The organism is Streptomyces sp. NPDC002446, from assembly GCF_053595675.1.
This window is the reverse complement of sequence record NZ_JBSFYC010000040.1, coordinates 1-22,856: the sequence shown is the minus strand read 5'-3', so window position 1 is coordinate 22,856 and position 22,856 is coordinate 1. Positions and strand designations below refer to the sequence as shown.

General features: G+C 72.5%; 18 protein-coding genes. 8 read left to right on the top strand and 10 right to left on the bottom strand.

Features of this window, described 5'->3' with window-relative positions; all coding sequences use genetic code 11:
* Nucleotide 1: 1 nt before the first annotated feature.
* The 5 genes from ACWD6P_RS22455 to ACWD6P_RS22435 form a co-directional block, all read right to left on the bottom strand.
* Nucleotides 2-964 carry an HpcH/HpaI aldolase/citrate lyase family protein gene (locus ACWD6P_RS22455; protein WP_451445917.1) on the bottom strand — a complete coding sequence of 321 codons (963 nt, stop codon included), beginning with the start codon at nt 962-964 and terminating at the stop codon, nt 2-4.
* The gene (locus ACWD6P_RS22450; protein ID WP_451445916.1) at nt 961-2,997 is read right to left on the bottom strand and encodes a protein meaA; all 2,037 of its coding nucleotides are present in this window, start codon (nt 2,995-2,997) and stop codon (nt 961-963) included. Before ACWD6P_RS22450 ends, ACWD6P_RS22455 begins: the two co-directional genes overlap by 4 nt.
* Before the next feature lie 41 nt (nt 2,998-3,038).
* Nucleotides 3,039-4,376, bottom strand: a complete 1,338-nt coding sequence (ccrA, locus tag ACWD6P_RS22445; protein WP_451445915.1) for a crotonyl-CoA carboxylase/reductase — start codon at nt 4,374-4,376, stop codon at nt 3,039-3,041.
* Between the two features lie 533 nt (nt 4,377-4,909).
* Nucleotides 4,910-5,713: a TetR family transcriptional regulator gene (locus ACWD6P_RS22440; protein WP_451445914.1), complete on the bottom strand. Its 804-nt coding sequence runs from the start codon at nt 5,711-5,713 to the stop codon at nt 4,910-4,912.
* A 136-nt stretch (nt 5,714-5,849) separates the two neighbouring features.
* Nucleotides 5,850-7,670, bottom strand: coding sequence for a 3-hydroxyacyl-CoA dehydrogenase family protein (locus ACWD6P_RS22435; protein WP_451445913.1), 1,821 nt, complete (start codon nt 7,668-7,670; stop codon nt 5,850-5,852).
* Between the two features lie 394 nt (nt 7,671-8,064).
* Between ACWD6P_RS22435 and ACWD6P_RS22430 the strand changes: the two genes are divergently transcribed.
* Nucleotides 8,065-8,862, top strand: a complete 798-nt coding sequence (locus tag ACWD6P_RS22430; RefSeq protein ID WP_451445912.1) for a HEAT repeat domain-containing protein — start codon at nt 8,065-8,067, stop codon at nt 8,860-8,862.
* Here the strand turns inward: ACWD6P_RS22430 and ACWD6P_RS22425 are convergent.
* The gene (locus tag ACWD6P_RS22425) at nt 8,805-9,062 is read right to left on the bottom strand and encodes a GNAT family N-acetyltransferase (RefSeq protein WP_451445911.1); all 258 of its coding nucleotides are present in this window, start codon (nt 9,060-9,062) and stop codon (nt 8,805-8,807) included. The two genes, ACWD6P_RS22430 and ACWD6P_RS22425, sit on opposite strands and share 58 nt — an antisense overlap.
* A 191-nt stretch (nt 9,063-9,253) precedes the next feature.
* Between ACWD6P_RS22425 and ACWD6P_RS22420 the strand changes: the two genes are divergently transcribed.
* Entirely contained in the window at nt 9,254-10,057 is an 804-nt protein-coding gene (locus ACWD6P_RS22420) for an SDR family NAD(P)-dependent oxidoreductase (protein ID WP_451445910.1), read from the top strand.
* A gap of 96 nt (nt 10,058-10,153) precedes the next feature.
* On the top strand, nt 10,154-10,513 hold the full coding sequence (locus tag ACWD6P_RS22415; RefSeq protein WP_451445909.1) for a MerR family transcriptional regulator: 360 nt from the start codon (nt 10,154-10,156) through the stop codon (nt 10,511-10,513).
* A gap of 179 nt (nt 10,514-10,692) precedes the next feature.
* On the opposite strand, the gene ACWD6P_RS22410 is transcribed toward ACWD6P_RS22415, so the two are convergent.
* Nucleotides 10,693-11,727, bottom strand: coding sequence for an Rv2578c family radical SAM protein (locus ACWD6P_RS22410; protein WP_451445908.1), 1,035 nt, complete (start codon nt 11,725-11,727; stop codon nt 10,693-10,695).
* Between the two features lie 155 nt (nt 11,728-11,882).
* Here ACWD6P_RS22410 and ACWD6P_RS22405 point away from each other — a divergent pair, with 155 nt between their 5' ends.
* The gene (locus tag ACWD6P_RS22405) at nt 11,883-12,326 is read left to right on the top strand and encodes an SRPBCC family protein (protein ID WP_451445907.1); all 444 of its coding nucleotides are present in this window, start codon (nt 11,883-11,885) and stop codon (nt 12,324-12,326) included.
* A 276-nt stretch (nt 12,327-12,602) separates the two neighbouring features.
* A complete protein-coding gene (locus ACWD6P_RS22400; protein ID WP_451445906.1) occupies nt 12,603-15,125 on the top strand; it encodes an MFS transporter in 2,523 nt (840 codons plus the stop codon).
* A 67-nt stretch (nt 15,126-15,192) separates the two neighbouring features.
* Here the strand turns inward: ACWD6P_RS22400 and ACWD6P_RS22395 are convergent, their stop codons facing one another.
* From ACWD6P_RS22395 to ACWD6P_RS22385, 3 genes are all read right to left on the bottom strand, one after another.
* Complete coding sequence (locus tag ACWD6P_RS22395) at nt 15,193-16,041, bottom strand: class I SAM-dependent methyltransferase (RefSeq protein WP_451445905.1); 849 nt, start codon at nt 16,039-16,041, stop codon at nt 15,193-15,195.
* A gap of 110 nt (nt 16,042-16,151) precedes the next feature.
* Nucleotides 16,152-17,027 (bottom strand): serine hydrolase, encoded by an 876-nt coding sequence (locus ACWD6P_RS22390; RefSeq protein WP_451445904.1) that lies wholly within the window; start codon nt 17,025-17,027, stop codon nt 16,152-16,154.
* Nucleotides 17,028-17,164: 137 nt separating this feature from the next.
* Nucleotides 17,165-18,052, bottom strand: coding sequence for a PucR family transcriptional regulator (locus tag ACWD6P_RS22385; RefSeq protein WP_451445903.1), 888 nt, complete (start codon nt 18,050-18,052; stop codon nt 17,165-17,167).
* Nucleotides 18,053-18,411: 359 nt separating this feature from the next.
* Here ACWD6P_RS22385 and ACWD6P_RS22380 point away from each other — a divergent pair, with 359 nt between their 5' ends.
* Genes ACWD6P_RS22380 through ACWD6P_RS22370 form a run of 3 tightly spaced genes read left to right on the top strand, consistent with a single transcriptional unit; the run spans nt 18,412 to nt 22,652 of the window.
* Nucleotides 18,412-19,245 (top strand): M55 family metallopeptidase, encoded by an 834-nt coding sequence (locus ACWD6P_RS22380; RefSeq protein WP_451445954.1) that lies wholly within the window; start codon nt 18,412-18,414, stop codon nt 19,243-19,245.
* On the top strand, nt 19,238-20,602 hold the full coding sequence (locus tag ACWD6P_RS22375; protein ID WP_451445902.1) for a M20/M25/M40 family metallo-hydrolase: 1,365 nt from the start codon (nt 19,238-19,240) through the stop codon (nt 20,600-20,602). The genes ACWD6P_RS22380 and ACWD6P_RS22375 overlap by 8 nt, the downstream gene beginning before the upstream one ends.
* 43 nt (nt 20,603-20,645) lie before the next feature.
* Entirely contained in the window at nt 20,646-22,652 is a 2,007-nt protein-coding gene (locus ACWD6P_RS22370; RefSeq protein ID WP_451445901.1) for a prolyl oligopeptidase family serine peptidase, read from the top strand.
* The last annotated feature ends 204 nt before the right edge of the window (nt 22,653-22,856 follow it).

The window sequence follows — 22,856 nt, the reverse complement described above, 5'->3', positions numbered from 1 at the left end:
CTTATGCCTCCGGGGCCTCGAACTTGGACGTGCGGGCCATGCCGGCGGCCCGGCCCTTGCCGGCGATCACCAGCGCCATCTTCCGGCTCGCCTCATCGATCATCTCGTCACCGAGCATCGCGGAACCCTTGGCTCCGCCCGCCTCCGAGGTGTGCCACTCGTAGGCGTCCAGGATCAGCTCGGCGTGGTCGTAGTCCTCCTGGGAGGGTGAGAACACCTCATTGGCGGCCTCGACCTGACCCGGGTGCAGTACCCACTTGCCGTCGAAGCCGAGCGCGGCGGCCCGGCCGGCCACCTCGCGATAGCCGTCAATGTTCTTGATCTGAAGGTACGGACCGTCAATTGCCTGGAGATCGTAGGTCCGAGCCGCCATCAGGATGCGCATCAGAATGTAGTGATAGGCGTCCGCGCCATACCCGGGCGGCTGCTCGCCGACCACCAGGGACTTCATGTTGATCGACGCCATGAAGTCGGCCGGACCGAAGATGATGGTCTCCAGGCGCGGCGAGGCACCGGCGATCTCATCGACGTTCACCAGGCCCTTGGCGTTCTCGATCTGCGCCTCGATGCCGATCCGGCCGACCTCAAAACCCATCGTCTTCTCGATCTGGGTGAGGAGGAGGTCCAGCGCCACGACCTGCTGGGCGTCCTGGACCTTCGGCAGCATGATGCAGTCGAGGTTCTGTCCTGCGCCCTCGACGACCGTGATGACGTCCCGGTACGTCCAGTGCGTCGTCCAGTCGTTGACCCGCACGACCCGTGTCTTGCCGGTCCAGTCGCCGCCGTTCAGCGCATCGACGATGGTGTGCCGTGCGCCCTCCTTGGCGAGCGGGGCGCAGGCGTCCTCCAGGTCCAGGAAGACCTGGTCCGCGGGCAGGCCCTGGGCCTTCTCCAGGAAGCGCGGGTTGCTGCCGGGGACCGCGAGACAGGAGCGCCGGGGACGGAGCCGAGGGGGAGGGGTCATGCCGGGACCTCCAGGGGGTCGAGCCGGTTCGCGTTCCGGATCTCGTCGACGATACGGCCGATGATCTCCGTGATACCGAAGTCCTTCGGGGTGAAGACCGCCGCCACTCCGGCTTCCCGCAGCGCGGTCGCGTCGGCGGAGGGGATGATGCCGCCGACGATGACGGGGATGTCGCCCGCGCCCGCGTCGCGCAGCTGTTTGAGCACCTCCGGCACCAGCTCGGCGTGCGAGCCGGACAGGATCGACAGGCCGACGCAGTGCACGTCCTCGGCGACCGCCGCCGAGACGATCTGCTCCGGGGTGAGCCGGATGCCCTGGTAGATCACCTCGAACCCGGCGTCCCTGGCCCGTACGGCGATCTGCTCGGCGCCGTTGCTGTGGCCGTCCAGGCCGGGCTTGCCGACCAGCAGCCGCAGCTTGCCGCCGCCGCTCGCGGAGCCGTCCGCCGACGTCACCTCGGCCGCGGTCCTGGCGACCTTCTCGCGGACCGCCGCCAGCGGGCTGCCCTCCTCGGCGGCGACCGCCAGGGGGGCGCTGGAGACGCCCGTGGGCGCCCGGAACTCGCCGAAGACGTCCCGCAGCGCCCAGGCCCACTCGCCGGTCGTCACACCGGCGCGCGCGCACTCCAGGGTGGCCGCGAAGAGGTTGCCGTCGCCCGCCGCGGTCTTCTTCAGGTCCGACAGCGCCTCCTGGGCGCGCGACTCGTCGCGGTTGTCGCGCCAGTCGTGCAGGCCCTTCACGACGCGCGCCTCGTTGGCCGGGTCGACCGTCATGATGGCGGTGTCGAGGTCCGCGGTGAGCGGGTTGGGCTCGGTGGACTCGTAGCAGTTGACGCCGACGATCTTCTCCTCGCCGGCCTCGATCCGGGCCCGCCGCTCGGCGTGCGCGGAGACCAGCTGCGACTTGAGGTAGCCGGACTCCACCGCGGCCATCGCGCCGCCCATCTCCTGGATCCGCTCGATCTCCGCGAGGCAGTCGGTGACCAGGTCGTTCACCTTCGCCTCGATGACGTGCGAGCCGGCGAAGATGTCCTCGTACTCCAGCAGATCGCTCTCGTGCGCCAGCACCTGCTGGATGCGCAGCGACCACTGCTGGTCCCAGGGGCGGGGCAGGCCCAGCGCCTCGTTCCAGGCGGGGAGCTGGACGGCGCGGGCGCGGGCGTCCTTGGAGAGCGTGACGGCCAGCATCTCCAGCACGATCCGCTGGACGTTGTTCTCCGGCTGCGCCTCGGTCAGCCCGAGCGAGTTGACCTGGACGCCGTAGCGGAAGCGGCGCTGCTTGGGGTTCTCGATGCCGTACCGCTCGCGGGTGATCTTGTCCCAGATGCGGCCGAAGGCGCGCATCTTGCACATCTCCTCGACGAAGCGGACGCCCGCGTTCACGAAGAAGGAGATCCGGGCGACGACATCGCCCTTGCGGTCCTCGGGGACCTGGCCGGAGGCGAACACCGCGTCCAGCACGGCGATCGCGGTGGACATCGCGTACGAGATCTCCTGGACCGGAGTGGCGCCCGCCTCCTGCAGGTGGTAGCTGCAGATGTTGATCGGGTTCCACTTCGGGATGTGGTTGACCGTGTACGTGATCATGTCGGTGGTCAGCCGCAGCGAAGGCCCCGGCGGGAAGACGTGCGTCCCGCGCGAGAGGTACTCCTTCACGATGTCGTTCTGGGTGGTCCCCGACAGCTTGGCGATGTCGGCGCCCTGCTCCTCGGCGACCACCTGGTACAGCGCCAGCAGCCACATCGCCGTCGCGTTGATGGTCATCGAGGTGTTCATCTGGTCCAGCGGGATGTCCTGGAACAGCCGCCGCATGTCGCCGAGGTGGGACACCGGGACCCCGACCCGGCCGACCTCGCCGCGGGCGAGGATGTGGTCGGGGTCGTAGCCGGTCTGCGTCGGAAGGTCGAACGCGACCGACAGGCCGGTCTGGCCCTTGGCGAGGTTGCGCCGGTACAGCTCATTGGACGCCTCGGCGGTGGAGTGCCCGGCGTAGGTCCGCATCAGCCACGGACGATCCTTCTGACGCTCAGTCATATCTGGCCCGAATCCTCGTGGTTCGTAACGTCCGAGATGCCTCAGACGTTCCGGAACCGGTTGATGGCGTCCAGGTGCTTGGCGCGCATTTCCTCGTCACGCACACCCATACCCTCCTCGGGCGCCAGCGCCAGCACGCCGACCTTGCCCTGGTGCAGGTTGCGGTGCACGTCGTAGGCCGCCTGCCCGGTCTCTTCCAGGGTGTACGTCTTCGACAGCGTCGGGTGGATCTTCCCCTTGGCGATCAGCCGGTTGGCCTCCCACGCCTCGCGGTAGTTGGCGAAGTGCGAGCCGATGATCCGCTTCAGCGACATCCACAGGTAGCGGTTGTCGTACTCGTGCTGGTAGCCGGAGGTCGAGGCGCAGGTCACGATGGTGCCGCCCTTACGGGTGACGTACACGGACGCGCCGAAGGTCTCCCGGCCCGGGTGCTCGAAGACGATGTCCACGTCCTCGCCGCCGGTCAGTTCCCGGATCCGCTTCCCGAAGCGCTTCCACTCCCTCGGGTCCTGGTTGTGCTCGTCCTTCCAGAACTTGTAGCCCTCGGCGTTGCGGTCGATGATCGCCTCGGCGCCCATCTTCCGGCAGATCTCCGCCTTCTGGTCGCTGGAGACGACACAGATCGGGTTGGCCCCGCCGGCCAGCGCGAACTGGGTGGCGTACGAGCCGAGCCCGCCGCTCGCGCCCCAGATCAGGACGTTGTCGCCCTGCTTCATCGCCGCGCCGTTCTGCGAGACCAGCTGGCGGTAGGCGGTCGAGTTGACCAGACCGGGCGCCGCCGCCTCCTCCCAGCTCAGATGCCGGGGCTTGGGCATCAGCTGGTTGGACTTGACCAGCGCGATCTCGGCCAGGCCGCCGAAGTTGGTCTCGAAGCCCCAGATGCGCTGCTCGGGGTCGAGCATGGTGTCGTTGTGGCCGTCGGAGGACTCCAGCTCGACGGACAGGCAGTGCGCCACGACCTCGTCGCCGGGGTTCCAGGCGTTGACGCCGGGCCCGGTGCGCAGCACCACGCCGGCCAGGTCGGACCCGATGACGTGGTACGGCAGGTCGTGCCGCTTGGTGAGCTCGGAGAGGCGGCCGTAGCGCTCCAGGAACCCGAACGTCGACATCGGCTCGAAGATCGAGGTCCACACCGAGTTGTAGTTCACGGAGGAGGCCATCACGGCCACCAGCGCCTCGCCGGGCCCGAGCTCGGGGACCGGCACGTCTTCGATGTGCAGCGACTTGCGGGGGTCCTTCTCCCGGCTGGGCAGGCCGGCGAACATGTCGGCCTCGTCCTTGTGCACGGTCACCGCGCGGTAGGACTCGGGGAGGGGCAGCGCGGCGAAGTCGGCGCTGGTGCTGTCAGGCGCGAGGATTGCGTCCAGGATTTCGTTCACGGGGTGCCTCCGGCGGTTGGGGCCTCCCCTGCTCGACCGAGGTGGAGAGCTTGGGGAACCGTTGAGGGAAACGGCTTGAGGGAACGTCGGGGGTGGAGCGGAGGTGGTGCCGTCGGTTCGGCCGGGGTGGCGCCGCTTCCGCCGTCTCTGCTGGGGTGCAGAGGCGCCGGCCGCGGTGCCGGGCAGCGCTGGTGTGCGCGAAACCCAGCCGGAGCTGGGAGGTTGCCTGTGACGCAGGCGTCCGGGCGGACAGCCGCGTGGGGCTGGTGGGACAGCCGGCGCGCGATGGATCTCTGCGCGCCGGCCGCCCGGACACCCTCAACGTATGACACCGCGTGCCAGTCGACAAGACACTGAGTGCCAAGAATTTCTCTCAGATGTCATCCGGGTGGCACGCATGAGCAACAGATCGCCCGATCGGCGGCAGGATGTTAACGCAGCGGAATTATCCCCGCACACAGCGTGTACGGGGTGGTGATTAGGCCATTCGGGTCACGGGCCGGGCCGGCGCCCGTCCGTCAGACCGCCGCGGACTACTTGCGGTCCTTGATCGCCTTGCGGATGGTGCGCATGACCTCGTCCAGCGGGGCGTCCGTGCGGGCCACCGCGACCAGGACCTCGCCCTCCCGTGAGACGGCCGCCGGGGGCTGCTCCCCCGTGGCGGTGCGGCCGGCGCCGATGCCGGCACCGAAGGTCTCGCGGACGATCTCGAAGGCGTGGTCCAGCTGGGCCTCGACATCGCCCTCCGCGCCGGCCCGCAGCCAGCGGCGCAGGACGTGGTTGTGCGCGGTCACCACGGCGGACGCGGCGACCTCGGCGAGCAGCGGGTCGTCGTCGCCCTCGCGATGGGCGCCCTCGTCGAAGTGGCCGAGCAGGTAGCGGGTGAACAGCCGCTCGTAGCGGGCCACCGAGGCGATCTCGGCCTCCCGGAGGGTGGGTACCTCGCGGGTCAGGCGGTAACGGGCCACCGACACGGCCGGGGAGGCCGCGTACATCCGCATGACCTCCTTGATGCCGCGGCAGACCGTGTCGAGGGGGTTCTCGTGCGGCGGGGCGGCGTCCAGGACGGCCTCGGCGCGCACGAGGGTGTCGTCGTGGTCGGGGAAGATCGCCTCTTCCTTCGAACGGAAGTGGCGGAAGAACGTACGCCGGGCGACGCCCGCGGCGGCCGCGATCTCGTCGACGGTGGTCGCCTCGTAGCCCTTGGTCGCGAACAGCTCCATGGCCGCCGCCGACAATTCGCGGCGCATCTTGAGCCGTTGTGCGGCCGCGCGGCGAGTGCCGGGAGTGCTGGTGTCGGGGGCGTCGGAGGGCTGCGTGCGAGCGGGCTGGGACATGTGGGGACGGTACTGCATATTTACGCGACCTGCGGCATGAGGTGCCGCCTCCGCCCTTGTGAGCGGGGGTGGACCGCCGTCGGGTTCCAGCAGTCCACCCCAGCCTCCCCCTGCCGGGCGGGGGCGGCGCCACGCGTCAGCGCCGGGCGTACTCACGGAAGCCGCGGCCGGTCTTGCGGCCGAGGCAGCCCGCGGCGACGAGGTGCTCGAGCAGCGGCGCGGGGGCGAGCCCCGGGTCGCGGAACTCGGCGTACAGGACCTTCTCGATGGCCAGGGACACGTCCAGGCCGACCACGTCGAGGAGTTCGAACGGGCCCATCGGGTAGCCGCCGCCGAGCTTCATGGCGGCGTCGATGTCGTCCAGGCTCGCGTAGTGCTCCTGGACCATCTTGATCGCGTTGTTCAGGTACGGGAACAGCAGCGCGTTCACGATGAAGCCGGCCCGGTCGCCGCAGTCCACCGCGTGCTTGCGGACCTTGGTGCACACCTCGCGCACCGTGGCGTGCACGTCGTCCGCCGTCAGGACCGTACGCACGACCTCGACCAGCTTCATCGCCGGCGCCGGGTTGAAGAAGTGCATCCCGATGACGTCCTGCGGGCGCGAGGTCGCGCGGGCGCAGGCCACGACGGGCAGCGAGGAGGTCGTGGTGGCCAGGACGGCGCCCGGCTTGCAGACCTTGTCCAGCGCCTTGAACAGCTGCTGCTTGACGGCCAGGTCCTCGGCCACCGCCTCGACCGCCAGGTCCACGTCCGCGAACGCGTCGAGCGAGCCGGCCGGGGTGACCGCAGCCAGCGCGGCGTCCCGGGCCTCGGCGGTCAGCCTGCCCTTGTCCACGGAACGGCCCAGCGACTTGGCGATCCTGGCCTTGGCCTTCTCGGCCTTCTCCAGGCTGCGGGCGGCCAGCACGACCTTGAAGCCGGCCTTGGCGAAGACCTCGGCGATACCGCTCGCCATCGTCCCGGAACCGGCCACGCCGACGCTGGAGACCGGGCGTCCGGCGGCGTCCCCGCCAGCCGCCGCCGGGGTCTCGGCGTCGGCCACCACCGTGGGGCTGCCCGGCGCCTCGTACGTGTAGAAGCCGCGCCCCGCCTTGCGGCCGGTCAGCCCCGCCTCGGCCAGCTGGCCCAGGACCGGCGCGGGGGCGTGCAGCCGGTCGCCGGACTCGGCGTACATCGCTTCCAGGACCGTACGGGCGGTGTCCACGCCGATCAGGTCGAGCAGCGCGAGCGGGCCCATCGGCAGGCCGCAGCCGAGCCGCATGGCGGCGTCGATGTCCTCACGGGTCGCGTACTTGGACTCGTACATCGCCGCTGCCTGGTTCAGGTAGCCGAAGAGCAGGCCGTCGGCGACGAAACCGGGCCGGTCGCCGACCGAGATCGGGTCCTTGCCCAGGTCGCGGGCGAGCTGGGTGACGGCCGCGACCGCGGCCGGCGCGGTGAGCACCGAGGAGACCACCTCGACCAGCTTCATGGCCGGTGCGGGGTTGAAGAAGTGCACGCCGAGCACCCGCTCGGGGCGCTGGGAGTCGGCGGCCAGCCGCGTCACGGACAGCGCGTTGGTGCCGGTGGCCAGGATGGCGTCCGGACGCACCACGGCGTCCAGCCCGGCGAAGACCTGCCGCTTGAGCTCGTAGTCCTCGGGCACCACCTCGATGACGAGGTCGGCGTCCGCGGCGGCCTGCAGATCGGTGAAGGTGCGGAAGCGGGCCAGGACGTCCTGGCGCTCCCGCTCGGTGATCCGCTCGCGCCGCACCGCGCGGGCGGTGGCGGCTTCGAGCGCGGTGACGGCCTGCCGGGCCGCGGCTTCGTCGGTGTCGATGCCGATGACCTCACGGCCGGCGCGGGTCAGCACCTCGGCGATACCGGTGCCCATGGTCCCCAGACCGACGACGGCCACGGTGGCAAGGGACAGTTGGGAGGCTTCGGTTGAGAGATCAGGGGTGGACTGAGGGTCCATCGCGAGACTCCTGAGGGTGTTCCCCTGGGGGCAGGGGAGAAGTGACGACTGAGGGGTGTCCGCGCGGACGCCAGGCATAGCGATACGCGACGGCAAAGAAGCGGCGAAGGCCGCGAAGGCCGCAGCGCGCTGCTGGCAGCGCCGGCGGTGCGGGAGGCGCGGCGGGCCCTGTCCCGGGGCCGTGCCGTGTGCTCCGTACTGGTGTCGTGCTGTGCGGTGCCGAACCGACTTCACTCTGTGGCGGCTGCGTCACCAGGCCGCCTGAGCAGTGGTGCTGCTCGTGCCAGAAGGTTAACCGGTGGGTAACCAGAGCGCCAGGGGTAATGCGGGTCATTAGGCTGTGGTGCAGGCCACGTCGTCGACCCGGCATGGCCCGGCGGGAGGGAAGCGGCAAATGGAAGACGAATTCCACGAGTTGACGGACCGGGTGCGGGCCGAACTCCGCTCCCCGCAGGATCTGGTCGCCTACGAGCGCCTGCTCGGGCTGGCCCGCAAGAACACCCCCGCCGGGCGGGAGGAACTGGCCCGGATGCTGGTCGCGGTGGAACGTCCCCTGTGGGCCCGGGAGATCGCCGCCTTCATCCTCGGCTGCGCCGGGGACAAGCGCGCCTTCGAGACGCTCGTACTGCTGCTGAACTACCGCGACCCGGTGCGCTGCGCCACCGCCGCGCACGCCCTGAGCCGGCTCGGCGACCCGCGTACCGCCCGCGCCGCGGCCGCGCTCGCCACCAACCCGCTGCGCACCGCCTACGCACTGCATCCGGTCCGGCTGCTCGCCGAGCTCCGCGCCCCGCAGTCCGTACCGGCGCTGATCGCGACCCTGGAGCGGCTGCTGACCCCGCACAACCCCTACTGGCGGGTGGCGCTCGCCTGCGTCGAGGGCCTGGGCGCCCTGGGCGACCGGCGCGCCGTACCCACGCTGACCGCCGCCGTCGCCCACCCCCGCCTGGCCGCCGCGGCGGCGGCGTCGCTGGCCCGGCTGGGGGTTCACGAGGAGGCGGCGGGCGGCGGGTCCGAGGGGGAGGGGCGGGGCAGCGACGGCGATGCAGGCCCGGCCGGGGGCCCGGACGGGGGGCCGGACGGGGGGTCGGACGCGGGAGGCTCCGAACCCGGTGCCTCCGCTATCGGTGACTCTCACCCCGGCACCTCCGGTCCCGACACCTCAGGGCCCGGCGTCAGCGGGCGCCGGTAGCGCAGCTCGGGGACGCTGCGGCCGCCCACCTCGTACGCCTCCTCCGCCCCGTCCGGTACAAAACCGGCCCGCTCGTAGAAGTGCTGGGCGAGGGTGTTGCCGCGTACCACCCACAGGTACAGCGTGCGGAACCCGCTCGCCCGCGCGCGTGCCGTACGGGCCGCGGGCAACTCCTCGGCACCCGGGGCGATTCCCTCCACCTGTCGGCCTTGCCGTCGGCCTTGCCGTCGGCCCGTCCGCCGGGCGGTCCGTGCCGGAGAGGGTAGGAGGCCGGGCACGGGATCACCGAAGGGAATTCCGGGTGATTTCCGGGTGATTTCCGGGGGAGCTCCGGGGGCCCCGGGACATCCGCTTGACCTTGCCGCAGGTGTCAGGGTTCGAGACTCGCGGCATGACACACACAACGCACACCGGGCCCGCTGCGCCCGGTACGGACAGCAGGGTCGTGGTCGTCACCGGGGCCGGGACGGGGATCGGGCGCGCGACCGCCCGCGCGTTCGCGGCGGAGGGCGCGCGCGTGCTGGCGGTGGGGCGCCGGGCCGAGCCGCTGGCGGAGACGGCGGCGCAGACGGCGACGGGTGCCGGAGCCGGCGGCGGCGAGATCGTTCCGTACGTCGCGGACGTCACGGCGGACGGCGCACCCGAGGACATCGTGCGCCACGTCGTCGAGACCTACGGCCGGCTGGACGTCCTGGTCAACAACGCGGCAGTGGTGGGCAGCGGGGCGCTCGGCACCTTCACCAAGGAGCAGATGGCGCCGCTGCTCGCGACGAACCTCGTGGCGCCCGTATTGCTGACCCAGGAAGCGGTGCCCCACCTGGAACGCAGCGGCGGCGTCGTGGTCAACATCAGCACCTCGGTCGGGCAGCGCGGTTGGCCGGGCAACTCGGTCTACGCGGCGACCAAGACGGGCCTCGAACTCCTCACCCGCAGCTGGGCGGTGGAGCTCGCGCCGCGCGGCGTACGGGTCGTCGCGGTCGCCCCCGGCGCGATCGACACCCCGATCGCGGTGCACCAGGGATGGTCCGCGGAGCAGCGGGCGGCCGTACGGAAGTGGCAGATCGAGCACACCCCTGTGGGGCGGGTCGGCCGCCCCGAGGAGGTGGCCTGGGCGGTCACCCGGCTCGCCGCACCGGCCGCGTCGTTCGTGACCGGGGTGGTTCTCCCGGTGGACGGGGGAGCGGTGGTGGGCTGATCGCGGGAACCAACCGCCGGCGCGAGGAGTTCACTTCCTGAGCAAGCGCGGCTGGCTGATGTCGGCGGCGGCGAACGGGGGACGGGAGGCGTACCGGTGCGGATCGGTGAGCTGGCGGAGATCACGGGAGCGTCGGCGCGTGCGCTGCGTCATTACGAGCGTGAGGGACTGATCTCCTCGGAGCGGGCGGCGAACGGCTATCGCGAATACGACGAGCGCGCGGCCGTGCGGGTGCGCAACATACGGCATCTGCTGGCGGCCGGGCTGACCCTCGCCGACGTCCGGTGCTTCACACCCTGCCTGGACGGGGACATGACCACCGCCCCGCCGTCCCCCGAGGGCCTGCGCATCGCCCGTGAGCGGCTCGCCGCCATCGACGGGCGGATCGCCGCCCAGACGGAGGCGCGCAACCGCTTGGCACGGGCGCTGGAGGCGGTCCCGGCCGCCTCCGCGTGAGACCGCGCAACCAGCCTCAGCGCGGAAGCGGCCGGGTAGGGGCGGGCCGCGCGCAAGCGGCCGGGTAGGAACGACCCGCGCGCAAGCGGCTCGGAAGGAAAGCCGCGCGGAAGCAGGCGAATGGGAAGCGGCTCAGGCTCAGGCGACTCGGAAAGCAGCGGCTCGGGAGCGAACCGGGCTCACAGCAGCGTCAGCTGTGTCGGTTCGGAAGGGGTGTCGGCCGTCGGGGCCGGGGCGGGGTCCGGGGCCGGTGGCGGGATCCGGCGGTGCTGGCCCGGACGGGCCGGGCCGATGCCGTACTCGGCGGCGAGTTCATGGACCTGCCGGGTGATCCGGCGCTGGTACCACTTGGGGGCGTAGGCGCCGTCCGCGTACATCGTCTCGTAGCGCCGTACGAGATGCGGGTGGTGGTGCGCCAGCCAGGCCATGAACCATTCGCGGGCGCCGGGCCGCAGATGCAGGACGAGCGGGGTGACGGACCCGGCGCCGGCCTGTGCGATGGCCCGGACCGTGGCGCGCAGCTGCTCCGGCGCGTCCCCCAGGAAGGGGATCACCGGCGCCATCAGCACTCCGCACGGGATGCCGTGCCCGGTGAGCGTGCGCACCACGTCCAGCCGGCGCTCCGGGGCGGGCGTGCCGGGCTCGACCGTGCGCCACAGCTCGCGGTCCAGGAAGCCGACGGAGACCGAGATGCCGACGTCGGTGACCTCGGCGGCCTGCCGCAGCAGCGGCAGATCGCGCAGGATCAGCGTGCCTTTGGTGAGTATCGAGAAGGGGTTGGCGTAGTCGCGCAGCGCCTCGATGATGCCGGGCATCAGGCCGTAGCGGCCCTCGGCGCGCTGGTAGCAGTCGACGTTCGTGCCCATGGCTATGTGGTCACCGCGCCAGCGGCGCCCGGCCAGCTCACGGCGGAGCAGTTCCGGGGCGTTGACCTTCACGACGATCTGCGAGTCGAAGTCGAGCCCGGTGTCCAGGTCGAGGTAGCCGTGCGTCTTGCGTGCGAAGCAGTAGACGCAGGCGTGGCTGCAGCCGCGGTAGGGGTTCACGGTCCACTCGAACGGCATCCGGGAGGCGCCCGGGACGCGGTTGACGATCGAGCGGGCGCGCACCTCGTGGAAGGTGATCCCGCGGAACTCGGGGGTGTCGATCGTGCGGCTGACGACGTCCGTGCCGAACAGCGCGGAGCGGCTTTCGCTCAGATTGTCCCAGCGCATCGGGCCTCCTTCTGCGTGCTGCCGAGCCCCCGTCGCAATAATAGAACAAGTGTTCCCTTGTGGTCCGTCCCCCCGGATTTGGGCGCGCCGCCCAGTGGTGGTTGGCTTGGCGGCGCATCGCAGGACCGGCAGCCGACTACTGGAGGAAGACACACATGGGTCAGGTCGAGGCCACCACGCAGCGCGAGATCGCGGCGGACCCGGAGGACGTGTTCGACGCGCTCGCCGACTACAGCGGCACGCGCCAGCAGCTGCTGCCCGAGCACTTCAGCGAGTACGAGGTCCGCGAGGGCGGCGACGGCAAGGGCACCCTCGTCCACTGGAAGCTCCAGGCCACGAGCAAGCGGGTGCGCGACTGTCTGCTGGAGGTCGATGAGCCGACCGACGGCCAGCTCGTGGAGAAAGACCGCAACTCCTCGATGGTGACGACATGGGTCGTCACCCCGGCCGGCGAGAAGCGGGCCAAGGTCGTCGTCACCACCACCTGGCAGGGTGCCGGTGGTATCGGCGGCTTCTTCGAGCGGACCTTCGCGCCCAAGGGTCTCGGCCGGATCTACGACGCCATCCTCGCCAAGCTCGCCGCCCGTATGGAGAAGTGACCGCGCCCTTCCGTGGTGGAGTGATCTCCCATCACTTCCGTCACCCTGAGCGTGTGTCGCCACACTCACCGGTTCGGGTGGATTCCGGCGAGCCGAAGTCTCCCGCTCGCCGGATCGCTTCCGTACGGAAAGCCCTGATAGGAGCCCAATGGGCGCCCGGGGCAACGTACTTGACGTCCGATCCCGCCCCGCCCGCACCCTTTCGCCGCGCTTGATGGCTGTTGTCGCCCAATGCGAGAAATTGGGCGGCAGCAGGCGTGACGAGGGGAGCAGCACGTGGGCGGGACCACCCTGGGCGGGCGGGCCGGGCGGCCCGATGCGCCCGCACCCGGCGCGGCCACGGCGCCGGTCACCGGCGACCCGGCCGGGGGGCCGGGCGGCTCGGCGCCGGTGCCGCTCGGCCCCCGCCGCGTCCGCACGGTCTTCGCCGCCCTGACGCTGATGCTGCTGCTCACGGCGTTCAGCCAGACCCTCGTCGCCACTGCCCTCCCGGAGATCGCCGGTGCGCTGCACGGCCCGGCCGGGTCGTCCTGGCCGGTGACCTCCTGGCCGGTGACCTCCTGCCTCCTCGCGGCGGCCCTCGGTCTGCCGCTCCACGGCCGGCTCGGCGATCTCTTCGGCCGCAAGACCGCCGTCCTCCTCGCGGTCCTCGTCTTCACCGCCGGCTCGGCGCTCGCCGGCTGGTCGCGCAGCATGGACGAACTCCTCGCCTTCCGGGCGGTACAGGGCGTCGGGGGCGGCGGGCTCGTGATCGGCGCGCGGGCGGTCATCGCCGACGTCGTACCGCCCCGCGCCCGCGCCCGATACCTGGGCCTGGCCGGCGCCGCCCTCGGACTCGGCTGCATCGCCGGGCCGCTGATCGGCGGCCTCTGCGCCGACCACGCCTCCTGGCGCTGGTGCTTCGCCCTCAACGTCCCCTTCGGGACCCTGGCGCTCCCGGTCATCGCCTTCGCCCTCCGGCTGCCCCGGCCCGCCCGCCGCCGCGGACCGGACCTCGCCGGGGTGCTGCTGTTCGCCGGATGCGCCCTGTGCCTGTTCCTGCTGGCCGGTTGGGCCGGTACGGAGTACGCCTGGGACTCGCGGGTCGTCCTCGGCCTCGGCGCCGGCGCGCTCGGCTCCGCCCTGCTGCTCCGCACCGTCGAGTACTTCGCCGCCGAACCACCGGTCCCGCTACGGCTGTTGCGCGCCCCGGTCGGCAGCGTCGCCGGTCTGACCGGGGCCGTCGCCGGTATCGCCCTCTTCGGCGTCGCCAGCTACCTGCCGGCCCTCTCGCAGCCCGCCGACGGCGCCTCGGCCACCGGATCCGGGCTGCTGATGCTGCCGGCGACGGGCGGCACGGTGGTTGCCTGCCTCGTCTCCGGCGGGCTCATCAGCCGCACCGGCCACCACAAGATCTTCCCCGTTCTCGGCTGTGCGCTGGCGGCGGAGGCGATGTGGCTGCTGTCGCGGATGCGGCCGGGCACCGCCCCCGAGGTCTACAGCTTCTGGGCGGGCGTCCTCGGCATCGGCACCGGCCTCGTCCTGCCGGTGCTGGCACTCGCCGTACGGGCCGGTGTCCGCGGCCGTGGTCCCGCCACCGTGGCCGCCGACCGCGGCCTCCGGCAGACCGGCGCCGGTGTCGCCGCCGCCCTCTTCGGCACCGTACTCATCGACCGGCTGGCCGCCGGGCTCGGCGACCGGCTGCCGCGGCCGGGCCGGCTGCCCGACCCGGAGTCGATCACCCCGCAGCTGCTGCGCGCGCTGCCCGCCCCGCTGCGCGACACCCATGTCGCCGCCCATGCGCACACCATGCCGGGGATCTTCTGCTACCTCGTGCCGGTGCTCTTCCTGGGCCTTGTGCTCGCCTTCTTCCTGAAAGGGAAACCGCTGGTGTCCCACGCCTCTCCTGCCCCGCAGGCCTCCTCGACCCCGCATGCGCCGTACGCGGCCGCCTCCGCCGCCGTTCCGCCGGCCCGCTCCGCCGCGGACGCGACGGTCGCCAAGCCGCCCGGCCCCGCGCCCGCTTACGCCTGGCCCCGCGCCTACCCCGCCACCGGGCACTCCGGCGTCCCGGTGTGCGGAACCGTCCAGCACCACGACGGCTCCATCGTGCCGCGCGCCGCGCTCACCCTCATCGACGTCACCGGCCGGCAGGTCGGCCGCGGCGCCACCGGCGACGACGGGCGGTATGCGCTGGGGACCCCGGGCGCCGGCTCGTATGTGCTGATCGCGGCCGCCGGCGGGCACCAGCCGCAGGCCGTCAGCGTCACCGTCGGCGAGCGGCCGGTCGAGCTGGACGTGGTGCTCGGCGGTGCCGGACGCCTGGCCGGCGCCGTCACCACCGCCGACGGCACCCCCGTACGCGACGCCATGGTCACCCTCACCGACGTGCGCGGCGAGGTCGTCGCGACCACCCGCTCCGGGCGCGAAGGGGGCTATGTCATCGGCGAGTTGGTGGCCGGTGAGTACACCCTCGCCGCCAGCTCCCCGGCGTACCGGCCGGCCGCGCTGCCGGTCACCGTCCAGGCGTCCCGCGAGACCCGCCAGGACATCGAACTCGCCGGCGGCGCGGTGCTGCGCGGGACCGTACGGACCGGCGGCGGCCGTCCCGTCGAGGACGCCCGGGTGACCCTCCTGGACGCCGCCGGCAACGTCGTCGACACCGCGACCACCGGAGCCGACGGACTGTTCCGCTTCGTGGACATGTCGGCCGGTGAATACACCGTGATCGCCGCCGGGTACCCGCCGATGGCCACCGTCCTGCGGGTGGCGGGCGGCGGACGCACCGAACGCGACCTCCAGTTGGGCCACGAGGACTGACCGCGCGCCTCCTGGGCGGCGTCCCGACCGCCCGCCCTGGTCCGCAGAGACGGTGACGAGCCGCGCCCTACCGCAGGACGGGCGTCTCCTGCCGGGGCAGGCCGGCCCCGAACCGCAGCCGGGTGATGAGCGGCCGGTCGCCGCGGAGCAGGGGCAGCGCCGCGGCGCGGGGTGCGAGATAGCCGAGGACGCCGCGGCCCGAGGGGAGCGGCACGTCGGACACTTCGCTGATGGCGGGATGGGCCGCACGGAGCCGGTCCCGTTCGTGTGCGTCCATGCCCCAGGCCATCGGGGGCAGACGATGGCCGCCCGGCCCCTTCCCGCCGGTGCGGGTGCGGTTGCTGAAGCGCCGCGAGACGGAGTCGAACACCAGCGTGCCGCCGGGAAAGGCGCCGGCGCAGGCGGCGATCAGCTGGGTCACCTGGGCGGGCTGGAGGTACATCATCAGGCCCTGCGCGGTCACCAGGACCCCCCGTGAGGCGTCGATGCCCGCCGTCCACTGGCTGTCGCGGACGTCGCAGGCGACGAGGCGCTGGCGCGAGCCGTGCGGCAGTACCCGCTCGCGCAGCGCCAGCGGGTCGGTGAGGTCGACGGTCACCCACCGGGCGCGGCCGTTGTCCACCCGCCAGAACTGGGTCTCCAGGCCCTCGCCGAGTGCGATCACGGTGCCGTCCGGGTGGGCGGCGAGGAACTCGGCCACCACGCGGTCGAATCCGAGGGCGCGCAGGGCGATCGCCTGCGCCACCCAGGGGCGGGCGGCGCCCAGCCGCTCCCGGAAGGGGAAGTCGACTTCGGCGACGAGCTGTACGGCGCGGGGGTCGGGCAGCACCGTGTCGGGGCGGGCGGCCTCGGTGGCCCGGTGATAGAGGGTCCACAACGCCGTTTCGGGAACTCCCGTGAGGTCTGCCTTGATCATGCGGCGTTGATACCGCCGGCGGCCCCGCGCGCGGGGGTGATCGCGGTGTCGGTCACTCGGGGGAGTGCTTAGTCGTACCGCCGGGGCCGGGGGCGCTGGGCGGCGGTCCGTCAGCGCAGCAGGTCGCGGTGTATGACGCGGGCCGCGCTCTCCACGGCGGCCACCCCGTCGCGCATGGCGTGGTTCCCGGTGGTGAGGACCGCCATGCCGTAGTCGTGGGCGCCGCCGTTGAAGGTGCCGACGCTGTTGACCCGCCAGCCGTCGGTCTTGCGCGGCAGCCAGCCGTTCTTGACGTGGACGGTGGCGGTGGCCGGTGCGCCGGCGGGGACTCCCCAGCGCTGGTCGGGGGCGACCCGGTGCATCAGGTCGAGCGCATAGCCGCGGGAGGCCCGGGTGAGCACCGGGCCGTCCGTCGTGAGCAGTTGCATCAGGGCGAGCTGGTCGGCGGCGGTGACCTGGGTGAGGCCCCAGGCTCCGTCCCGGCCCGGGACGGTGTGCCGCATTCCGGCCAGGGTCAGGAAGCGCTTGACCCCGGCGGGGCGTATCTGGCGCCACAGCGCCGAGGTCGCGGCGTTGTCCGACTTGGTGATCATGGCGGTGGTCAGCCGGACCTCGCGCGGGGTGAGCTTGCGGTGGGCCTCCTCGGCCTGCCGCAGCAGCGCCCCGAGCACGGTGACCTTCACCACGCTCGCCGAGTCGAAGTGCGTACCGGAGCGGAACTCGCAGCGGGTCCCGGTGCGCCGGTCGTAGACGGCCAGCGCGGACGCGGCCTTGTGGCGGTCGAGGGCGTCGGCGATGTCCTGCGACAGGACGGGGGCCAGACCCGGCTTCTGCGAGGTGCATACGACCTTGGCGCCGTCCACGGGTGTGCTGGCGGTGCCGGCCGAGGCCGGGGTCGCCGTGGTGAGCACCGTGAGCAGCGACCCGGCAGCCACGAGCGCGGCCAGCCCGCGGCGCGTGCAGGTCGATATGCGTGTTCCGTGCATGAAGGGGGACGATACGGGGCGGCGACGCGGCGGCCTCGGGCACCTGGGGTGGATTGTCCGGATTTGCGGGGGTGGGGGCGGGTGTGAGATTCGCAACCGGACGGAACCGGGGGCGAGCGCGGGCCCTCGGCGGGCGGCTACCGCCGGGGCAGGGCGCGGCGGGCCCCGCCGGCCGCCCGGCGGCGGGCCACGGCCGCGCGGCGGCGGTGGGCGCCGGCCATCAGCCGGCGGCTGCGGAGCGCCATCTCGATCTCGAAGCGGGTCCGCGGGTCCCGGAGCCGGGCACCGAAGAGCTTCTCCAGCTGGCGCATCCGGTAGCGCACCGTCTGCGGATGGATGCTGAGCGCCTTGGCCACCTCGGGGGCGCCCATACCGCCCAGCCACGCCAGCAGGGTGGCCTCCAGGCGTTCGCACCGCTCCGGGGACAGGCCCGCCAGCGGGCTCAGGCGGCGCGCGATGAGCGTGCGGGCCAGCGACTCGTCCTGCAGGAGGACGAGGGAGGAGAGGTGGTCGTCGACGAACATCACTCCGGCGTCGGGTCCGTCGTACGGGGCCGCCAGCGCCAGCAGGCGGGTCGCGGAGCGCACGGAGGTGGCGGCGTCGTGTGCCGGCACCGCGTGGCCGACCGCGGCGGCGCGATGGCGCAGTACGCCCTTGAGCCGGGCCCGCCCGCCGGGGTCCTCGGCGAGCGGGCCGGGGATCAGCAGGCCCGGCGCCTCGCCGGGTGCGCTGACGAGGCAGTCGCCCAGCGCGGATGCCACGAGGTGGATGTCGGTGCCGGTCCGCAGCATGACCGCGCGCACCGTCTCGGGCAGCGGGCGGCCGCCGCGCAGGACGTCCTCGATCAGTCGGGTGACCTGCGTACGGGCCCCGTTCTCCAGGCATTCCCGGAAGCTCGGATTGCGATCGCAAAGTGATTGCGTGACCAGTTCGGTGAGGATCGCGAGCTGATTTCCGTCGCCGTCGCCGTCGGCCCGTGCGTCACCGGACTGCGCTAACCAGACGCCGTTGAGTGCTTTGCTCATCGTTCTGCCTCTGTCTCATCATGTGGGAGGCCGGTCCGGGATGTTCTACCGCACCGGGCAAGTGCCGTCGGCAGCTGACAGAAGTCCGTCGGAACTCCGTTCGCATTCTGGCTGAAGGCGTTCCGCTTTGCGACAGAAACTGTGTGGGTTGCTGCGTCGCGCGAGCATTCCGCGGCTTCCGCGCCACCGGTGCCGCGGTCTTGCGGCCAACTGGGCGGCCCTGGAAGGTGCTGGACGGGGCGTCACCCCCAAGGGCCTGGTTAGGGTGGGGAGTCCGGCCGGCCCGCTGGAAACCGTGGTGAACGAGTGCTGTCAGGAACCGTGCGTACCGCCTCCCAGCTGCGATAGGACTGGTGAATGTGAAGATCCTCATCTCCGCCGACATGGAGGGCGCCACCGGCGTGACCTGGCCCGCCGACGTGCTGCCCGGCACGCCTCAGTGGGAGCGCTGCCGCCGTATGTTCACCTCCGACGTGAACGCGGCGGTCGCCGGATTCTTCGACGGCGGCGCCGACGAGGTCCTCATCAACGAGGCCCACTGGTCGATGCGCAACCTGCTGCTGGAACAGCTCGACGAGCGCGCCCAGATGCTCACCGGCAAGCACAAGTCGCTGAGCATGGTCGAGGGCGTCCAGCACGGCGACGTCGACGGCATCGCCTTCGTCGGCTACCACACCGGAGCCGGCACCGAGGGCGTCCTCGCCCACACCTACCTCGCCAACACGCTCACCGGCGTCTGGGTCGACGGCACCCGGGCGAGCGAGGGGCATCTGAACTCCCTCGTGGTCGCCGAGTACGGCGTGCCGGTGGTGCTGGTCACCGGCGACGACCGCACCTGCCAGGACGCACTGGGCTACGCCCCGCACGCGCCCGGGGTGGCCGTCAAGGACTATGTCTCGCGCTATGCGGCGGTCTGCCGGCCACCGGCCCGTACGGCGGCCGACATCCGGTCCGCGGCGGCCAAGGGCGCCGCGCTCGCCGTGCGCCACGAACCGGTCCGGCGCGGGCCGTTCCGCTTCGAGCTGGAGTTCGACGCCGAGCATCTGGTGGGCGCCGCGACCTGTGTGCCCGGCGTGGAGCGCAGCGGGGAACGCCGCGTCGCGTATACCAGTCAGAACATGTACGAAGCCATCAGGTGCTTCAAGACGGTCACCACCGTGGTGTCGTCGGCCGTGGAGGAAGAGTATGGCTGAGGTCGAGATGCTCGCGGAGCCCGTAGCCGAGCACGCCCCCGGCGTCGATCAGCAGGCGCTGGACGAGGTCGTGCGCTTCACCTCGGAGCTGATCCGGATCGACACCGGCAACGCGGGCGACGGCGCATGCCGGGAACGCCCGGCCGCCGAGTACGTCGCCGAGCGGCTGGCCGAGGCCGGGCTGGAGCCGACGCTGCTGGAGCGCAGCAAGGGCCGTACCAACGTGGTGGCGCGCATCGAGGGCACCGACCCCGCCGCCGACGCCCTGCTGGTCCACGGCCACCTGGACGTGGTGCCCGCCGAGCCCGCCGACTGGAGCGTCCACCCCTTCTCCGGGGAGGTCCGCGACGGTGTGGTCTGGGGCCGGGGCGCCATCGACATGAAGAACATGGACGCGATGGTGCTCGCCACCGTACGGCAGTGGGCGCGCACCGGAGTGCGGCCGCGGCGCGACATCGTGCTGGCCTTCACCGCCGACGAGGAGGCCAGCGCCGCCGACGGATCGGGCTTCCTGGCCGACCGGCACGCCGACCTCTTCGCCGGCTGCACCGAAGGCATCAGCGAGTCCGGGGCGTTCACCTTCCACGCCGGCGGCGGACTGCAGCTCTACCCGATCGCGGCCGGTGAGCGCGGTACGGCCTGGCTGAAGCTGACCGCCCACGGCCGCGCCGGCCACGGCTCGAAGGTCAACCCCGACAACGCCGTCACCCGGATCGCCGCCGCCGTGGCCCGGATCGGCGCCCACGAGTGGCCGGTCCGGCTCACCCCGACCGTACGCGCCGCGCTCGCCGAACTCGCCGCACTGCACGCCGTCGACGTGGACGTCACCTCCCCCCGCCTCGACGTCGACGCGCTGCTGGCCGAACTCGGCCCGTCGGCCAAGCTGGTCGAACCCACCGTCCGCAACAGCGCCAACCCCACGATGCTGACGGCCGGTTACAAGGTCAACGTGATCCCGGGTTCCGCCGTCGCCTACGTGGACGGCCGGGTCGTCCCCGGCGGCGAGGCGGAGTTCCGTACGACCATGGACGAGCTGACCGGGCCCGACGTGAGCTGGGAGTACCACCACGGTGAGGTCGCACTCCAGGCCCCGGTCGACTCCCCGACCTACGCCGCGATGCGCACCGCGATCGAGCGCTTCGACCCGGACGGCCATGTCGTCCCGTACTGCATGTCCGGCGGCACGGACGCCAAGCAGTTCTCCCGACTGGGCATCACCGGCTACGGCTTCTCGCCGCTCAAGCTGCCCGAAGGCTTCGACTACCAGGCGCTCTTCCACGGCGTGGACGAGCGGGTGCCGGTCGAGGGCCTGCACTTCGGAGTCCGGGTGCTCGACCACTTCCTGCGCGCGGCCTGACCGGCCGGGGCCCGCCCGACCGCTGGACGAGAGGAACTGCTGCATGGTGACCACCGCCCCCTATGGCGCCTGGGCCTCCCCGATAGACGCCCGGACGGTCGCCGCGCACGACGGCCGGCCGGCCTTCGTCGGCGCGGTCGGCGACGAGGTGTGGTGGACGGAACCACGGCCCGGCGAGGGCGGCCGGCGGGCACTGGTCCGCCGCCGGCCGGACGGCACCGAGCAGTCGGTACTGCCCGCCCCCTGGAACGTCCGCAGCCGGGTACTGGAGTACGGCGGCCAGCCCTGGGCCGGCACGGTCACCGACCGCGGCCCGCTGGTCGTCTTCAGCCACTTCGCCGACCAGCGGCTGTACGCCTACGAGTCGGACGGCGGCGCCGACCCGCGCCCGCTCACCCCGCTCTCCGGCGTCGGCGGCGGGCTGCGCTGGGTCGATCCGGTGCTGCGCCCGGAGCTCGGCGAGGTGTGGTGCGTCCTGGAGGAGTTCACCGGCGAGCGGCCGACGGATGTGCGCAGGGTGATCGCGGCCGTGCCGCTCGACGGCTCCGCGGCCGAACACCGCTCCGGCGTACGGGAGTTGAGCGACGACCGGAACCGCTTCGTCACCGGTCCGCGGATCTCCCCGGACGGGCGGCGGGCCGCCTGGATCGCCTGGGACCACCCCCGGATGCCCTGGGACGGCACGGTGGCGATGGTCGCCCGGATCACCGGCACCGGCGAGTTCGCGGACGTCCGGCCGCTCGTCGGCGACCTCGGCACCGGCGCCGGCGGCGAGTCCGTCGCACAGATCGAGTGGGCCGACGACGGCTCGCTGCTGTTCGTCTCGGACCGCAGCGGCTGGTGGGAACTGCAGCGCATCGACCCCGACGACGGCGCGGTCGCGAGCCGCGCGCTGTGCCCCTCCCGCGAGGAGGAGTTCGGCGGCCCGCTGTGGAACGTCGGAGAGCGCTGGTTCCTGCCCCTGGACAACGGCACCCTCGCGGTGATCCACGGCCGGGGCACGGCCACCCTCGGCATCCTCGACCCGGTCACCGGCGACCTCGTCGACACGGCGGGCCCGTGGACCGAGTGGGCGCCCACCCTCGCCGTGCAGGGCAGCCGCGTCATCGGCATCGCGGCCGGTCCGCACAGCTCGTACGAGCTCGTCGAGCTGGACGCCTGCACCGGACGGGCCCGGGCGATCGCCTGCCGGCACGTCGACGCACTCGACCCGGCCTACTACCCCCGGCCGCAGAGCCGCACCTTCACCGGCCCCGACGGGCGGGACATCCACGCCCACATCCATCCGCCGCACAGCCCCGACCACACCGCCCCCGACGGCGAGCTGCCGCCCTTCGTGGTCTGGGCGCACGGCGGCCCCACCGGCCGTGCCCCGCTGGTGCTGGACCTGGAGATCGCCTACTTCACCTCCCGGGGCATCGGCGTCGCCGAGGTCAACTACGGCGGCTCGACGGGCTACGGCCGCGCCTACCGCGAGCGGCTGCGCGGCCAGTGGGGCGTGGTGGACGTCGAGGACTGCGCCGCCGTCGCCCGCGCGCTCGCCGACGAGGGCACCGCCGACCGCGCCCGGCTGGCCATCCGCGGCGGCAGCGCCGGCGGCTGGACCACCGCCGCCTCGCTGACCAGCACCGACCTCTACGCCTGCGGCACCATCAGCTATCCGATCCTGGACCTCACCGGCTGGGCCGACGGCGAGACCCATGACTTCGAGTCGCAGTACCTGGAGTCACTGGTCGGCCCGCTCGCCGAGGTCCCCGACCGCTACCGCGAGCGCTCGCCGCTGCACCGCGCGGACCGGATCGCCGCGCCGTTCCTGCTGCTCCAGGGCCTGGACGACGTGATCTGCCCGCCCGCCCAGTGCGAACGCTTCCTCGCCGCGGTCGCCGGGCGCGGCACCCCGCACGTGTACCTCGCCTTCCGCGGCGAGGGGCACGGGTTCCGGCGGGCGGACACCATCATCCGCGCGGTGGAGGCGGAACTCTCCCTCTACGCCCAGACGTTCGGCTTTGAGCGGGGGGATGTTCCGTCCCTTCCGCTGCGCTTGGCTTGACTCCCACGTTTTTGGCTGTCCCGCCGTGGTTGTTTCTCGCCGTTGCGCCTGCGGCGGGCCCTTCCGCTGCGCTTTGCCTGGGCCGACGTTTTCGGGTTCCCCGCCGTTGCGCCTGCGGCGGGCGTTGCCGCTGCGCGGGGCTGTTCGGCTGCCGGTGACGGTCCTCCGGGGTAGGGGTGTGGGACTGCTTCGCTTTACGTCCCA

Excerpts from the sequence above, each read along its gene's own strand:
- ACWD6P_RS22410 (WP_451445908.1), bottom strand. The coding sequence starts at position 11,727 with ATGCGCTGGGACAATCTGAGCGAAAGCCGCTCCGCGCTGTTCGGCACG.
- ACWD6P_RS22375 (WP_451445902.1), top strand. The coding sequence starts at position 19,238 with ATGGCTGAGGTCGAGATGCTCGCGGAGCCCGTAGCCGAGCACGCCCCC.
- ACWD6P_RS22435 (WP_451445913.1), bottom strand. The coding sequence starts at position 7,670 with ATGGACCCTCAGTCCACCCCTGATCTCTCAACCGAAGCCTCCCAACTG.
- ACWD6P_RS22370 (WP_451445901.1), top strand. The coding sequence starts at position 20,646 with ATGGTGACCACCGCCCCCTATGGCGCCTGGGCCTCCCCGATAGACGCC.
- ACWD6P_RS22455 (WP_451445917.1), bottom strand. The coding sequence starts at position 964 with ATGACCCCTCCCCCTCGGCTCCGTCCCCGGCGCTCCTGTCTCGCGGTC.
- ACWD6P_RS22440 (WP_451445914.1), bottom strand. The coding sequence starts at position 5,713 with ATGTCCCAGCCCGCTCGCACGCAGCCCTCCGACGCCCCCGACACCAGC.
- ACWD6P_RS22395 (WP_451445905.1), bottom strand. The coding sequence starts at position 16,041 with ATGATCAAGGCAGACCTCACGGGAGTTCCCGAAACGGCGTTGTGGACC.
- ACWD6P_RS22405 (WP_451445907.1), top strand. The coding sequence starts at position 11,883 with ATGGGTCAGGTCGAGGCCACCACGCAGCGCGAGATCGCGGCGGACCCG.
- ACWD6P_RS22450 (WP_451445916.1), bottom strand. The coding sequence starts at position 2,997 with ATGACTGAGCGTCAGAAGGATCGTCCGTGGCTGATGCGGACCTACGCC.
- ACWD6P_RS22390 (WP_451445904.1), bottom strand. The coding sequence starts at position 17,027 with ATGCACGGAACACGCATATCGACCTGCACGCGCCGCGGGCTGGCCGCG.
- ACWD6P_RS22385 (WP_451445903.1), bottom strand. The coding sequence starts at position 18,052 with ATGAGCAAAGCACTCAACGGCGTCTGGTTAGCGCAGTCCGGTGACGCA.
- ACWD6P_RS22420 (WP_451445910.1), top strand. The coding sequence starts at position 9,254 with ATGACACACACAACGCACACCGGGCCCGCTGCGCCCGGTACGGACAGC.
- ACWD6P_RS22430 (WP_451445912.1), top strand. The coding sequence starts at position 8,065 with ATGGAAGACGAATTCCACGAGTTGACGGACCGGGTGCGGGCCGAACTC.